15 protein-coding genes, 1 other RNA gene and 1 pseudogene are annotated in these 14387 nt (G+C 34.1%); 8 read left to right on the top strand and 9 right to left on the bottom strand.

What is annotated here, in order from left to right; all coding sequences use genetic code 11:
- From GQR94_RS14790 to GQR94_RS14780, 3 genes are all read left to right on the top strand, one after another.
- Positions 1-822 (top strand): sugar nucleotide-binding protein, encoded by an 822-nt coding sequence (locus tag GQR94_RS14790; RefSeq protein ID WP_158976386.1) that lies wholly within the window; start codon positions 1-3, stop codon positions 820-822.
- Between the two features lie 24 nt (positions 823-846).
- On the top strand, positions 847-1134 hold the full coding sequence (locus tag GQR94_RS14785) for a 4a-hydroxytetrahydrobiopterin dehydratase (RefSeq protein ID WP_158976384.1): 288 nt from the start codon (positions 847-849) through the stop codon (positions 1132-1134).
- A 77-nt stretch (positions 1135-1211) separates the two neighbouring features.
- Positions 1212-1922 carry a YebC/PmpR family DNA-binding transcriptional regulator gene (locus GQR94_RS14780; protein ID WP_158976382.1) on the top strand — a complete coding sequence of 237 codons (711 nt, stop codon included), beginning with the start codon at positions 1212-1214 and terminating at the stop codon, positions 1920-1922.
- A 213-nt stretch (positions 1923-2135) separates the two neighbouring features.
- Here the strand turns inward: GQR94_RS14780 and GQR94_RS14775 are convergent, their stop codons facing one another.
- The 7 genes from GQR94_RS14775 to GQR94_RS14745 are packed head-to-tail and all read right to left on the bottom strand — an operon-like array spanning position 2136 to position 7892.
- The gene (locus tag GQR94_RS14775) at positions 2136-2684 is read right to left on the bottom strand and encodes a 1-acyl-sn-glycerol-3-phosphate acyltransferase (protein WP_158979631.1); all 549 of its coding nucleotides are present in this window, start codon (positions 2682-2684) and stop codon (positions 2136-2138) included.
- A gap of 22 nt (positions 2685-2706) precedes the next feature.
- On the bottom strand, positions 2707-3783 hold the full coding sequence (locus GQR94_RS14770) for an iron-containing alcohol dehydrogenase family protein (RefSeq protein ID WP_158976380.1): 1077 nt from the start codon (positions 3781-3783) through the stop codon (positions 2707-2709).
- 3 nt (positions 3784-3786) lie between these two features.
- A complete protein-coding gene (locus GQR94_RS14765) occupies positions 3787-4413 on the bottom strand; it encodes a CatA-like O-acetyltransferase (protein ID WP_158976378.1) in 627 nt (208 codons plus the stop codon).
- A gap of 2 nt (positions 4414-4415) precedes the next feature.
- Entirely contained in the window at positions 4416-5117 is a 702-nt protein-coding gene (locus GQR94_RS14760; protein WP_158976376.1) for an HAD family hydrolase, read from the bottom strand.
- A complete protein-coding gene (gene kdsB, locus GQR94_RS14755; protein ID WP_158976374.1) occupies positions 5108-5836 on the bottom strand; it encodes a 3-deoxy-manno-octulosonate cytidylyltransferase in 729 nt (242 codons plus the stop codon). The genes GQR94_RS14760 and kdsB overlap by 10 nt, the downstream gene beginning before the upstream one ends.
- A gap of 22 nt (positions 5837-5858) precedes the next feature.
- Positions 5859-6425 (bottom strand): DUF4126 domain-containing protein, encoded by a 567-nt coding sequence (locus tag GQR94_RS14750; protein WP_158976372.1) that lies wholly within the window; start codon positions 6423-6425, stop codon positions 5859-5861.
- 27 nt (positions 6426-6452) lie between these two features.
- On the bottom strand, positions 6453-7892 hold the full coding sequence (locus tag GQR94_RS14745) for an ATP-dependent RecD-like DNA helicase (RefSeq protein WP_158976370.1): 1440 nt from the start codon (positions 7890-7892) through the stop codon (positions 6453-6455).
- Between the two features lie 103 nt (positions 7893-7995).
- On the opposite strand from GQR94_RS14745, the gene GQR94_RS14740 reads away from it, so the two are divergent.
- The 4 genes from GQR94_RS14740 (at position 7996) to GQR94_RS14725 (ending at position 10656) form a co-directional block, all read left to right on the top strand.
- On the top strand, positions 7996-8646 hold the full coding sequence (locus tag GQR94_RS14740; RefSeq protein ID WP_158976368.1) for a hypothetical protein: 651 nt from the start codon (positions 7996-7998) through the stop codon (positions 8644-8646).
- Positions 8624-9454 (top strand): DUF3822 family protein, encoded by an 831-nt coding sequence (locus GQR94_RS14735; protein WP_233268332.1) that lies wholly within the window; start codon positions 8624-8626, stop codon positions 9452-9454. Before GQR94_RS14740 ends, GQR94_RS14735 begins: the two co-directional genes overlap by 23 nt.
- Positions 9454-9996, top strand: coding sequence for an RsmD family RNA methyltransferase (locus GQR94_RS14730; protein WP_158976364.1), 543 nt, complete (start codon positions 9454-9456; stop codon positions 9994-9996). The genes GQR94_RS14735 and GQR94_RS14730 overlap by 1 nt, the downstream gene beginning before the upstream one ends.
- A gap of 63 nt (positions 9997-10059) precedes the next feature.
- Positions 10060-10656 carry a hypothetical protein gene (locus tag GQR94_RS14725; RefSeq protein ID WP_158976362.1) on the top strand — a complete coding sequence of 199 codons (597 nt, stop codon included), beginning with the start codon at positions 10060-10062 and terminating at the stop codon, positions 10654-10656.
- 10 nt (positions 10657-10666) lie between these two features.
- Here GQR94_RS14725 and GQR94_RS14720 read toward each other — a convergent pair whose 3' ends face one another.
- Together GQR94_RS14720 and rnpB are read right to left on the bottom strand one after the other, a co-directional pair.
- Complete coding sequence (locus GQR94_RS14720) at positions 10667-11968, bottom strand: aryl-sulfate sulfotransferase (RefSeq protein ID WP_158976360.1); 1302 nt, start codon at positions 11966-11968, stop codon at positions 10667-10669.
- Positions 11969-12012: 44 nt separating this feature from the next.
- Positions 12013-12334, bottom strand: an RNA gene (rnpB, locus tag GQR94_RS14715) — RNase P RNA component class A.
- Between the two features lie 131 nt (positions 12335-12465).
- Between rnpB and GQR94_RS22670 the strand changes: the two are divergent.
- Positions 12466-14330, top strand: a pseudogene (locus GQR94_RS22670) (DNA polymerase III subunit gamma/tau).
- The last annotated feature ends 57 nt before the right edge of the window (positions 14331-14387 follow it).

Raw genomic sequence — 14387 nt, 5'->3', positions numbered from 1 at the left:
GTGGACAAAAAGAAAATTCTTATTCTTGGAGCCAGTGGCTTTATAGGTAATGCTATATATAAGGAGTTATGTAACTACTTTAATACGTATGGCACCTATTTTACCGCGCGCAAAGGGTTTGATAAAAACAAGCAATTTTACAGTTATAATTTAGAAGAAGATGATATTCATGAGATTTTAGAAGCAGTGCAACCAGATATCATCGTGTCTGCCCTACGCGGTAATTTCCCAGCCCAAATTATTGCGCACGAACACTTAGTAGAGTATGTTATGCAAAACAACTGTAAACTCTATTTCATTTCTTCTGCAAATGTCTTTGACTCCTATAGCAAGTACCCTTCTTATGAATACGACAAAACTTTATCTGAAAGTATCTATGGTCGCTTAAAGATTAAAATAGAAAATATGTTGCTACGTATTCCAAAAGAAAAAATGGCGATTTTGAGAGTACCTATGGTATTTGGGAATGGTTCCCCAAGAATAAAAGAGATGAAAGCAAGCATTTTGAACAACGAACCTGTAGAGGTTTTCCCTAATCTTGTTTTAAACGTTACCCATGATTTAAAGCTAACACAGCAAATACACTATTTAATCAGTAAGGATAAAAGTGGAATTTATCATTTGGGGAGTAATGATTTAGTACACCACGATGAGTTTGTACAAGAAATCTTAAAACGCGTCGGCAATTTTACGCCATTATTTAAAAGTGTATATACCACCAATGAAGAACGGTATCTGGCTGTTTTACCTAAGGATAATAAACTCCCGAAAAATTATCAAACAACCTACGAAGAAATCATAAATGATCATGTCATAGGCTAAAATATAATTATAAAAAAAATAGATATGGAAGCATTAAGTTTACTAGAAATAGAACGAATTTTAGAACAATTAGAGGGTTGGGAATACATTGATGGAGCGATTGAAACCTCTTTTCAATTTGAAAATTTTAAAGAAGCCTTTACCATCATGACGCGTATAGCTTTTGAATGTGAAGCACAAGGGCACCACCCAGATTGGAGCAACGTATACAATTCACTACATATTCGTTTAAACACACACGATGTAGAGGGTGTCACAGAAAAAGACTTTCGATTAGCAAGGGCTATTGAGAGTATTATTGATAGTGAATAACGTAACTTTAACTTTCACTTGTTAAAAATGCAAATTGTGTTAAATTTGTAAGTACTAATATTATAATCAGATTAGAAATGGGAAGAGCTTTTGAGTTTAGAAAGGCACGTAAAATGAAAAGATGGTCCGCAATGTCTAAGGCGTTTACACGTATTGGAAAAGATATTGTAATGGCCGTAAAAGAAGGTGGTCCTGATCCCGATACCAATTCAAGATTAAGAGCTATAATACAGAATGCAAAGGCAATTAATATGCCTAAGGATAATGTGGAGCGTGCCATCAAAAGAGCTAGCGACAAAAGTTTAGGCGATTTTAAAGAAGTCCTTTTTGAAGGCTATGCACCTCACGGAATAGCAATTTTAGTAGAAACCGCTACCGATAACAACACTAGAACGGTTGCAAATGTTCGTAGCTATTTTAACAAATGCAATGGAAGCATGGGTACTTCTGGTTCCGTAGAGTTTATGTTTGACCATACCTGTAATTTTAGAATTCCTGCAGACGGCATTGATCCTGAAGAACTAGAATTAGAAATGATTGATTTTGGTGCGGAAGAGGTTTTTGCGGATGAAGATGGTATTTTAATCTATGCCCCCTTTGGAAGTTTTGGTGCAATTCAAAAAGAATTGGAAACTAGAGAACTAGAAATTTTATCTTCAGGTTTTGAAAGAATTCCTCAGGTTACCAAAGAACTCAATGAAGAAGAAGCTGCTGATGTTGAGAAGCTTTTAGAAAAATTAGAAGAAGATGATGATGTACAAAACGTATATCACACAATGCAAGAATAGTCTTAATTTGATTTTACGTCTTATAAAAAAACCTGTTGACACCAATCAACAGGTTTTTTATTATCAGAATAAAACTATAATGATGAAGCTCTAACCGCGGCGTTGGTCATAGTCATTGCCATAAAATTTATATAAACAACCAGTTCAGCATTTTTTTCTAGTTTTCCATACTTCCGAGAAATCTATATAGAGGGGTGTTAAAAAATAAAAACACTATTCATCTATATAACTTTTCTTAGGAATTCTACCCAATACGCCTTTAAAAAAAGACTTATACAGTTTAAAATCAGCTTCTTGATCATCAGTAGTAAAATATGCTTTTGATATTCTAATTTGCTTTTTACCGTAATCAAAAGCCACCATAACTACAGGTACTTTTGCAGCTTTTGCAATAAAATAAAATCCTGTTTTCCATTCCGTCACTTTATTTCGCGTTCCTTCTGGCGACAGAGACAATCTAAATTTTTCTTTTGAATTAAAGATATCTACGATAGCTGAGACGGTATCGCTATTTTTATTTCGAATAATTGGTGCTCCCCCTACTTTTTTTAGGTACCAACCAATGGGCCCTACGAACAAACTTTTTTTACCTATAAAATTAATTTCTTCATTCCATATTCTCCGCACTAAGAGTCCTAAGAAAAAATCAGTATAACTGGTATGTGACACTACAATCATGACACACTTTTTAACATCGGGAAAATCACCAACAAGTGTCCACCCCATTAGTTTAAAATAAATAAATTTTGCAATAGCCTGAATCATATGGCAAATTGTTTTTAAATTATATCTTTTTAAAAAGTTGTAATAGACGATCGTACGTCATAATTTCTTTCCAATTATCTCCTAATGCATTTTCCCAAAGCGGAACCAACCCGAATGAGACATGTATCATAATATCAAATTGTTCTTCAGTAAGATTTGCACAAATACCCGTAGGCATTTTAATCTGGTGCTTTTCTTGCATCTGTTTAAAAACCTTTACACCCTCAGGATAAAATTCTTCTAAATATTGAAAAACCAAACAGTTTCCAATACCGTGCTTCACACCAAGTAAGTATGATAAGCCATAGCTCATCGCATGAGCAATACCCACCTGGGAATATGCAATACTCATACCGCCATGCCAAGAAGCCATCATTAATTTATCACGAGAGTGTTCTTTAGAAATATCCGTCAGATATACTTCGTGACACAATTCTAAAGCTTTCTCCCCATAACTTTGACTGAACGCATTTAAATATGTGCCATTTAACGACTCTATACAGTGAATATAACAATCCATTCCAGTATAGAACCATTGTTCTTTTGACACTCCTTGGGTAAGTTTAGGATCTAAAAGTACCTGATCAAAAGGCGTATGATCAGAATTAATTCCTAATTTCTTTTCTGGCCCCATTAATACGGTGGTTCTAGACACTTCTGCACCAGTACCGCTAATGGTTGGTATTCCTACGTGATAAATAGCAGGCTTTTTTATTAGGTCCCAACCTTGGTATTCTTTTGCACCACCCTCGTTGGTAAGCATTAAAGCCACCGCTTTGGCTAAATCTAATAATGTACCACCTCCAATACCGATAATACCGGAAGGCATTTCAGAAAAGCTTTCTTTTATTTTTGCGACCAAAACATCTACCTGCTCTGTTTTAGGTTCTTCTTCTGATGAAATAAATATTATTTGATCGTTAAAAAGTAAGGGGACTTCTGCTATCAAGGCTTGCCCCTCAAAAATATCATCTATAAGAAATATAAATGGCGCTTCAGAATTCTTACGTTTTGGCATTAAAATCTCTCCCAATTGAAGAAAACTTCCATTGCCAAATATCACTCTAGGTACCATCGGAAAATTCCTGTATCTCATTACCTATTTTTTATATGAATTTAAAAATTCTTGAAATTTATCAAAAAAGCAACTTAGATGGTACCCATCTATTAAGGCGTGATTTACACTTGCTGCAATGGTCATTTCAAAGACACCATTCGTTGCTACGGCTTTCCCAAATGCAAATTTAGGAACGGACTCTTTAACCCCCTTCAATGGCTCTTTATGGCCCTCTATAGGGATCCAAGGCATGGAAGAACAATAGATACAATCTAGCGTATTTTGTGGCGGAAATAAAGCATCACTATTAAAAATACGTTCTTTTTCTCTGTTTAAGTTATTGGTGAACGTCAAGAGGTCTTCACTAAAATGAATAAAAGAAAAACCAAAAGTTTTATTAGGTCTTAATATTGTTGCAGACGCATGTATGGTATCATGTACGACTACCTTATCTCCTTCTATTCTATATTTAAAATTCTCTACGGAATTTATTGCGCGCATACACGCATGTAAATAAATAGCAAAAAAAGAAAAACTATACTCCTTAGCATAGGCTTTAGCTGCCGTCACATCTACTTTTGTAGTTACTGAAAAATAAGGATCTAAAAAGGTATTAAAGAAATGAAAATGTTCTTTTCTTTCCCAATTGTCTATATCTAAAAACTTCATAGCTATACTAATTTCAATAAGTCTTTAAGTCCGCTTATCGTTTGATATTCTTTTCCATTTGTCTCGTGATCTTCTACTTGTTCGTGTTGCCACGTAGTATGAAAAGGCACATGTATTGCTTTCGCGCCAAGCGTAATTAATGGCAACACATCTGACTTTAAAGAATTGCCTATCATTAGAAATTCATGCACATCAATCTCTAAATGATCTAAAAGATGCTGATAATTAGACTCTTTTTTATCACTTAAAACTTCTACATGATGAAAGTATTCTGATAAATTAGAACGTTCTAATTTACGTTCTTGATCCAGCAAATCTCCTTTAGTTAATACAATTAATCGGTATTTTTTGGATAATTGCTTCAAAACTTCTTCTACACCAGGCAGTAATTCTACAGGGTGCGAAATCATTTCTTTTCCTATATCTAAAATCTTATGCAAGGTTTCATGCGACACTTTATTATTGGATAATTCAAGTGCAGATTCTACCATAGAAAGCACAAAACCTTTTATTCCGTAACCATACAATTCAAGATTTTTAATTTCCATTTTAAAAAGGTCCTGATCAATGGTGTTCTTTGTTTCATACCCTTCTAAAAGACTTGCAAACTTCTCTTCTGCTTCTCTAAAATAAGTTTCATTTACCCACAAAGTATCATCAGCATCAAAACCAATAACTTTTATTTCGTCGTACTTTACTTCCATGCTTTTTTTGCTCTTTCTAGATCCTCTGGCGTATCTATTTCTATTCCTGAAACGGTAGTTTCTACCATTTTCAATTTTTTACCATATTCTAAATACCGAATAGCTTCTATTTTTTCGGTCGCTTCTAACTGTAACATAGGTAGGCGTTGAAAATCCATTAAAGCTCTTTTTCTAAAGGCATAAATACCTTTATGCTTATAATAAATACTGTTTACATCTTTCGCTCTTGGATAAGGTATTGGGGAGCGAGAAAAATACAATGCAAAATTATTAGTATCTACAATTACTTTCACCGTATTAGGGTTGCTAATTTCATCCCAATCGGTAATTTTCACCATTAAAGATGCTAGATCTATTTCTTCATTGGGATCATTATCAAAAACATCGAGCACACTCGCTAAGCTTTCCTTTTCGGTAAAAGGTTCGTCTCCCTGAACGTTTACAATAATATCAACATCCATATTTTCTACTGCCTCTGCAATACGATCACTCCCACATTCATGATCCTTGATGCTCATGATTGCTTTTCCTCCAGCAGCTTCAATAACTTTAAAAATGACCTCACTATCGGTTACGACAAACACATCATCAAACAAATGTGTATTGACAGCCGCTTCATACGTACGTAAGATTACAGGTTTCCCTTGTAAATCTTGCATTAATTTAGCAGGAAAACGAGATGCTGCAAAACGTGCAGGTATCATTGCAATTCTTTTCATGTATTAAATATAAAATTTTTAATTAGGCTCTTCTTGGTCGAATTTTCCTGTAAATCCAGAAAATTACAGCTAAGATAATCACGACTAAAACACCCGCAACTATTGGAAAAAAAATTGATGCTGTAGTCACGACGATTGCGGTACTGGTTTCAACACTAGAAACGATTGGATTTGCGAGTCCGCCTGTCGTTGATGTAGATGCTAATCTTGTGGTTGCCGAAGCCCCTTTAATAGCTGTAGCGGTACCCCCACCAGCTATAATTGCTAATGACCAAGTAACAACAGGATCTAGATTGGCCACGGTAGAGACCATAACAGCAGTACCTGCAATTGCGGCTAATGGCACCGCAACACTATCTAAAATATTATCTACCCAAGGAATAAAGTAAGCAAATATCTCTACCACAGTGGCGACTCCTAGCGCTATCACTGCGGCTAAACTGCCTATCCACTGCCAACTATCATTTAATTCCCAAAGGTTAAAATAGGAGGCTAAACTCAATGCAAATAAGGGAAGAAAGACTCTAAACCCTACAGAAGCTGCGAGACCTATACCTAGAAAGATACTTAAGATTGTTTCGGTTGTCATAGTGCGAAATTAGGAATCTAAATTAACCTATTCTGAATCAAGAAAAAAATCCTTCTTAAATCCGATTAAATACAACTTATTTTTTGCCCTTGTAACTGCGGTATACAACCAACGCATATTTTCTTTATCCATACCATTAGGCATATAGGGTTGTTCAACAAATACAGTATCCCACTGGCCACCTTGAGATTTATGACAGGTAATTGCATAAGAGAATTTTACTTGTAATGCATTAAAAAATGGGTTGTTTTTTACTGCTAAAAACTTTTTATATTTTGAGGTTTCGTTTTCATAATCTAAAAGTACTTCTTGATACAAGCGGTTCCCATCTTCATAAGGCAATGACGGTGCTTCTGCTTTTATAGTATCTAAAAGCAATACGGTATCAAATGGTTTTTGATTGGGATAATCGACCATTTTCACACTAACTTCAGCAAATTTGAACGAATACAGCTCCTTTATAGAATAAATTTCTAATATCTCAATAATATCTCCATTCGCTATAAATCCAGCTTCGGTTTCTGGTTTCAACCAAAAATAATTATTCTTAACCACCATCATATAATCCCCTACTGAAATTTCATTTTCTAAATATAAAATACGTTGGCGGATGTTTTCATTATATAAATTGGCACGTTTATTAGAGCGCACAATAAAAGCCGTTTCCTCTTTTCCGTTCTTAGTATAAGAATCTTCTATGGCTTCCAAGATTTCATTTCCTTCTATCAGTCGGACAATATCTTTATAGGGAGCAACATCAAATTTAAAATCATCATAATACTCGCTTTGCAATTGCTCACGTAAATTAGTCGCATTATATAAGATACCAGAATCTCCCGCTTGCCTTACCACTTCATCTAATTCTAAAACAGAAACTTCCTTATTATAGTTTAAGCCTAACTTTCCGGCATCTAAAGCCGGACTAATATCTAAACGCACTGGAGGCAACTGCGCGGTATCTCCAATTAATATAAGCTTACAGCCGTGGCCAGAATACACATATTGCATTAAATCATCTAACAGAGAACCATTTTCAAATAATTTAGAATCTGCAGGAACATCAGGAATCATAGAGGCTTCATCAACAATAAAAATAGTATTTCTATGCTTATTAGGTGCTAAAACAAATTTAACACCTCCACCACTTTCCTTTTTGGGAAAATAAATTTTTCTATGAATGGTTAATGCTTGTGTCTTAGAATAATTAGACATGACTTTTGCCGCTCTACCTGTAGGGGCCATCATTACCGTTTTCATATTGGTATTCCAAAGGTTCGTAACAATGGTACCAATTATGGTGGTTTTTCCAGTCCCAGCAAACCCTTTTAGGAGATAAACGCAGTCCTTTTCCTTAGAAAGAACAAAGTCTGACAAATCTTTTAATGCATGACTTTGAGCATTTGTAGGAACATGCGGAAATTTTTCTCTTAAAATCTTGTAAAAAGAAGCAGAATCGATAGCTTTCATATATGCTCAAAGATAATGATGATTTTTAAGCCCAAATACTTTTGTGATTAAAAAAAAATTGTAGATTTGTCGTAACCACTTAAATTAATTAACACGAAAAAAAATGAAGATCGTTTTACAAATTATACTTTGGATTGCATGTATTGGCCTTGGGTATTTAATTTACAGTTCTGTAAATGCTCCTATCGAATTCGCTAATGTTAAACAAGAGCGTTACCAAAAAGTAATTAATAGCTTAAAAGATATTAGAAATTCTCAAGAAGCATATAAAAGTGCTACCGGAAAATACGCTAAAGATTTCCCTGCGCTTATTAATTTTGTTGAAAACGGAAAATATACAATTACCCAACAAAGAGATACTTCTTTCTTAGAATTCAATAAGCAATTTGGTATTGACATGCTTACGGAAAAGAAGATTATTGATACTTTAGGATTTGTTTCTGTAAAAGATTCATTATTCAAAAAAGATAATCGCTACAAATCTCTGATGAATGTACCTGCTTCTGAAGCTAACACTAAGTTCACCATGACAGCTGGAACTGTAGACAAAAGCGGATTTAAAGCAGCGGTTTACGAAGTTTTTGTTGAAAAAGAAAAAGTTTTATTCGACCAACCAAAAGATTTAGTTGCTAGAGAAAAAACGTACGTAAACGTTGAAGAAGTAAATGGCCCAACAATAAAAGTAGGTTCAATGCAAGAGGTAAGTACCAATGGTAACTGGCCACCGATATATGACAAAAAAGACAGAAATTAATAGTACAGACTCTGAATTGAGTTATAAAAAATTGTCCATTCAGATTAGTTTGAATGGACTTTCTTTTTGTGTCTTAGATTCCGTTGAAAATAGTATTATAAAACAAGAACAAGTTTCCTTCAAGGAAGAAGTTATTCCTTTTCAACTGTTAAAAAACCTGAAAGAAGCACTTGAGAAATTTGACATTACTAAAATGTCTTTTTCTCATATTACCGTAGTTCATAGAAATCCGCTTTTTACACTTGTTCCTAAAGCGCTTTTCAATGCTGATGAATTACCGAACTACCTAAAGTTCAATGCTAAAATTTTAGCGAATGACCATATTGCTTACGACGAAATTAAAAACTATGACATTGTAAACATTTATGTTCCTTTTACCAATATCAATAATTATATCTACGAACTTTTTGGAGAGTTTGAATATAAACATAGCGGAACAATACACATTGAAAGTTTACTTAACAACTTTACAGGTGGGAAAGAAACTATTTGTTATGCTCACATAACAGCGCAACAAGTAGACATTACCGTTATTTCCAATAAAAATTTAGTATTCTATAATAGCTTTACTTTTAATACTAAAGAAGATTTTATTTATTACCTCTTATTTACTATTGAACAATTAAAGCTAGATGTTGAAACTATTAAACTTAGGTTATTCGGCGCTATAGAAGAAGGAGACGACCTTTATAATTTAATCTATAACTACGTTCGGAATGTGGATGTCTTCATCCCATCAAACCTCTCTCAACATATAGATACGCAACATACAAAAACAATTGATTTCACCACACTAAGCGCTTTTTAATGCGAATAATTTCAGGAAAACACCGAGGAAGAAGATTAACAGCACCATCTAAATTACCTGTCCGACCAACTACGGATATGGCAAAAGAAGGCTTGTTCAATATTTTAAATAACACGTATTACTTACCAGATATCTCTGTATTAGACCTCTTTTCAGGAACAGGAAATATCGCTTTTGAATTCGGCTCTAGAGGATGTAATTCAATTACCGCAGTTGACGCAGATCAAGGTTGCGTAAAATTTATAACCGAAACTACGACGAAATTAGAATTGTCTATTTCTGCTATAAAAAGCGATGTATTTAACTATTTAGAAAAGACAAATACGAAACACGATATTGTTTTTGCCGATCCACCTTATGATTTACCCATGGAAGAATTTGAAAAAATTCCTGAATTAGTGTTTTCTAAAGGTTTACTTCTGGAAGATGGGCTACTAATTGTAGAGCATTCTAAGCATACCGATTTATCAAAATTACCCAACTTTAGCAAACAAAGAAAATACGGAGGTAGCGTATTTAGTTTTTTTGAAGCAGTTTCTTAAAAAAGAAATACCATTTTTAAGATAATTCCGTTTGTCTATAAAGTATAATAAAAAAACCAACCAATGAAAGACCTTAATTTTCCAATTAAATTTGTTTTCAAAATATCTTCTTTTGCAAATGATTTTACCGCTACAGATGCCTCTGGACAAACTGTAGCTTATGTAAAACAGAAAATGTTTAAGTTAAAAGAAGCTATTTCTATTTATGAAGATGAATCAAAAGCCAAAGTCAACTTTAAAATTAATGCTGATAAGTGGATAGATTTTTCTACAGCTTATAGCTTTACGGATGCTGAAGGGAAAGAATTAGGTAAAATAGCAAGAAAAGGTTGGGCTTCTATTTGGAAAGCAAAATATGAATTGATAGACCAACAACAAAAATTACAATACCATATTCGTGAAGAAAATGGCTGGGTAAAAGTATTTGATAGTATGCTTGGCGAAGTTCCTGTTCTTGGAATGTTTACAGGATACTTATTTAACCCATCCTACATCGTAACAGATTTAGATGGAACTAAAGTGGCTCGCTTAAAGAAAGAAGCCTCATTCTTTGGTAGAAAATTTGAAGTTTCAAAATTAACAGATATTGATACGGACGATGAGCAACGTATAACTTTAGGATTAATGATGATGATTCTTCTAGAAAGAAGAAGAGGATAAAAAAATAATTTTAAATACCCAGGATAGGTAGTATTGGATTGTTAGTTTCAAAACTATAGCCCCTCCAAAAACTACCTTCCTCCTTATATTTCCAAACAATTTCGCCCTCTACTGTTACCTCCCAAAAACCATAATCACCTTCACAAATTAAAGTATTACCATTCAACAAACGAACGGCTCCAGAAACTCTTTCGCTAAATAAATCTGCATCTGTAAAACCCCAAACTATTATAGGCTCATTATCAGTATTCGCCTGAAGATTAAAAACTTCCGGCATTTCCAACTCATAAACAGTAGATTGACCTGATGTTCTTCCATTATTATAAATCATTAAGTTTCCTTCTCCTGGTAAGCCTTCAGCTATTATATTAGGAAAATGATTACGATCAAGAATCGTATTTCCATTTAAATTATCGTAGGCCTCTGGATTTCCAAAACGATATACTAGATCACCTCCTAAATTATAATTTCCACCCACAGCACCAGAAGCCTCAGAAGTCGTAGTACTATGATCTAAAACCCAAACCTCATTATAATAATTTACACTTAAATAAATTATATCTTTAGATGCATCATACTCAATAGCATTCGCATGCATTATATCTCCATTAGGTTCATCATAATAGTTAATATCTATTTTATTTGGATGCTCTGAAATAGCTGCAAATGAATCAAAACCCGTATTTACATCCTGAATTATATGATCCCAAGCACGCCATTGCCAAACGATATCTTTCGTTTCAAAATCAACTTCAATTAATTTTTCAGGATATAAATCATGATCTACAAAAACTCCGAATGAAGCCGCAGTTTCCATTGAAATTCTTTCCCAAGCCAATATTAATATATTCCCATTAGGTAAAATCTCAATATCATGATGCGCTATATAATCTTCTGAAGAATAAATAAACTCCCACGCAATAGAAGAGTCTGGATTGATTATCTGAATAACACCCCCATAACCACCAAAAGTAAATGATGGTGCCTCTGATTTAAAAATACCTAAAATTTGCCCAGTGGGTAAAAGTTGCAAATCATTGCCTAGATTAAGCTCAAAATCCCAAGTATACAATTTAACTCCTTCTTTATTCAAAAAATAGGCACTTTTCGCTCCATTTTCTATGACTAAGACAAGGTTATCAGAGACTAATTCAGCATCATAAACCTCGATATTTTCCGATAATTCTAATACAATATCCGTATCTACATCTTCAATCTCCTCTACCGGAACAATAGGTTCCATTTCTGTATCTTTCTTACAACCAACTAGTAACAAAAGAATGAGTATTGAAAAAGTAAAAATATATTTCATGATCACAAAAAGATTAAATCCAAAAAAAAACTTAGGAATGAGGATAAAAAAGCAGGTCGTAAGCCGGATTCTGTGCCCCTTAATAATCATCAAGGGTTTCTTATCATTTATCTAGACTCTTAGTTACCTAAAAGCTCAAACCGCCTACCCTTCAGCACGAGCGTGCAGCCCTTAAAGCTGATATACATGACGTTTCACCGTATAGAGTTTACCTGGTTTCACTACAGCATTACCTGTACATTCTTTCTGTTGCACTTGTCCTCCTCTAGCGAACTAGAGTGACGGGCATTACCCGCTATACTGCACTATGGTGTCCGGACTTTCCTCGTTTTGCATAAAACAAACCGCGATAAGATGACCTGCTGCCGGCAAAGATAATTTAATTGTTGATAAATTAACTGCTAATAAAATATAAATAGTACTTATTCTCCTAAGCTATTTTTATATTTGTAACTACTGTGCTAAACAGTAGCATAATTTATAAAAAGCAATACGTATTGGAACCTTTTGTAGTATCGGCACGAAAATATAGACCCCAAACATTTAAAGATGTAGTTGGGCAACAAGCCATTACCAATACGTTATTAAACGCTATTGAGAACAATCATTTAGCACAAGCATTATTATTCTGTGGACCTAGAGGTGTAGGTAAAACTACTTGTGCTCGTATTTTAGCAAAAAAGATTAACGAAAGTAGTACTCAAAACGCAGACGAAGACTTTGCCTTTAATATTTTTGAGCTAGATGCTGCTTCCAATAACTCGGTAGATGACATTCGTAGCTTAACAGATCAAGTACGTATCCCTCCTCAAGTTGGAAAATACAAGGTGTATATCATAGATGAGGTTCACATGCTTTCACAATCAGCATTTAATGCTTTTTTGAAAACATTAGAAGAGCCTCCTAAGCATGCCATTTTCATATTAGCCACAACAGAGAAACATAAAATTATTCCAACAATTTTATCGCGTTGTCAAATTTTTGATTTTAAAAGAATTACGGTTAAAGACGCTGCTAATTACTTAAAATACATCGCTGAAAATCAAGGAATTGAAGCCGAGGATGATGCATTGCATATCATTGCCCAAAAAGCAGATGGCGCCATGCGAGATGCTTTATCCATTTTTGATAGAGTCGTTAGTTTTGCTGGTAAAAAACTTACTAGAAAAGCGGTTACTGAAAACTTAAACGTTTTAGATTACGATACCTATTTTGGAGCTACAGATTTAATTCTTGAACATAATATTCCCGGATTATTAGTCCTTTTTAACGATACCCTTGCTAAAGGTTTTGATGGACACCATTTTATTACAGGCTTGGCGTCACATTTTAGAGATTTAATGGTATGCCAACACGCATCAACTATCGAATTATTAGAAGTCGGTGAAGATGCCAAAAAATTATATCTAGAACAATCCAAGAAGACCTCTAGTAGTTTTCTAATGAAAGCTATAGACATTGCTAATGATTGTGATATAAAATACAAGTCCAGCAAAAACCAACGCCTCTTAGTAGAACTTTCATTAATGAAGTTATCCTCTATCGATTACGATGGAGAAAAAAAAAACCTAATTCCCTAGCGAACGCAGATTACATTATTCCTGCTTCTTTTTTTAAAAGTGAAAACTTTAAAAAAGGCAACACAAGTGTACCCAACAAAAATACAGAGGCATTATTAAGCTCACAGGAATTACCCGAAATAGTTACTGAAAAAATTGACGCCACCAACACTTCGGCAACACCCACTGAGCTAGAAAAAAAGAATACAATTCAAGAGCCTGCCAAACATTCTGAACTTAAATTAGAAGAACCTACACCAGACAAACTTGGAAATAACACTCCTGATGCTTCACAAGAACAAAAGCAAGAACCTGAAAAACCAGCTATAAACATCCCAAGTAAGCGTGTTTCTGGCTTATCATTATCTAGTCTGCGTTTAAAAAAAGAGCATCAACTAAACAAAAAGGAAACAGTTATTGATGAAAGCAAACTGCCAAGGTCGCCTTTTACTGAGGAGGAAATGCAAAAACATTGGGCAGATTTTGTCCATCAGATTGATGTTGATGGACGAAAAATATTAGCTTCTAATTTAAATAGCGATACCCCTAAATTAAGAGATAATTTTACTATTTGGATTGAGCTTCCTAATGGTACCATGAAAAAAGAAATTGAACGCGAACAGTTTGATTTAATGGAGTACTTGCGTTTGAAATTAAATAACCATTTCGTTAAATTACAAATCACTGTAAACGAAACTACTTCTACAAAATTTGCATTTACTCCTGAAGAGAAATATGAAAAATTGAGAAATAAAAATCCCGCTATTGATCTTTTGAGACGCGAGTTTGATTTAGATTTATAGCCGTTCGCTGAAATAAAAAAAATACTTCAAGCATATAGAGTTCTTTTGATGTTCACT

The organism is Cellulophaga sp. L1A9, assembly GCF_009797025.1.
Classification (GTDB): domain Bacteria; phylum Bacteroidota; class Bacteroidia; order Flavobacteriales; family Flavobacteriaceae; genus Cellulophaga.
Note: the sequence above shows the minus strand (reverse complement) of the source record. Positions and strands in the feature narration are given on the sequence as shown.

Bases quoted from the DNA above. Each gene is read 5' to 3' on its own strand.
- GQR94_RS14785 (WP_158976384.1), top strand. From the start codon at position 847: ATGGAAGCATTAAGTTTACTAGAAATAGAACGAATTTTAGAACAATTA.
- GQR94_RS14780 (WP_158976382.1), top strand. From the start codon at position 1,212: ATGGGAAGAGCTTTTGAGTTTAGAAAGGCACGTAAAATGAAAAGATGG.
- GQR94_RS14770 (WP_158976380.1), bottom strand. From the start codon at position 3,783: ATGAGATACAGGAATTTTCCGATGGTACCTAGAGTGATATTTGGCAAT.
- GQR94_RS14765 (WP_158976378.1), bottom strand. From the start codon at position 4,413: ATGAAGTTTTTAGATATAGACAATTGGGAAAGAAAAGAACATTTTCAT.
- GQR94_RS14760 (WP_158976376.1), bottom strand. From the start codon at position 5,117: ATGGAAGTAAAGTACGACGAAATAAAAGTTATTGGTTTTGATGCTGAT.
- kdsB (WP_158976374.1), bottom strand. From the start codon at position 5,836: ATGAAAAGAATTGCAATGATACCTGCACGTTTTGCAGCATCTCGTTTT.
- GQR94_RS14750 (WP_158976372.1), bottom strand. From the start codon at position 6,425: ATGACAACCGAAACAATCTTAAGTATCTTTCTAGGTATAGGTCTCGCA.
- GQR94_RS14745 (WP_158976370.1), bottom strand. From the start codon at position 7,892: ATGAAAGCTATCGATTCTGCTTCTTTTTACAAGATTTTAAGAGAAAAA.
- GQR94_RS14740 (WP_158976368.1), top strand. From the start codon at position 7,996: ATGAAGATCGTTTTACAAATTATACTTTGGATTGCATGTATTGGCCTT.
- GQR94_RS14735 (WP_233268332.1), top strand. From the start codon at position 8,624: ATGACAAAAAAGACAGAAATTAATAGTACAGACTCTGAATTGAGTTAT.
- GQR94_RS14730 (WP_158976364.1), top strand. From the start codon at position 9,454: ATGCGAATAATTTCAGGAAAACACCGAGGAAGAAGATTAACAGCACCA.
- GQR94_RS14725 (WP_158976362.1), top strand. From the start codon at position 10,060: ATGAAAGACCTTAATTTTCCAATTAAATTTGTTTTCAAAATATCTTCT.
- GQR94_RS14720 (WP_158976360.1), bottom strand. From the start codon at position 11,968: ATGAAATATATTTTTACTTTTTCAATACTCATTCTTTTGTTACTAGTT.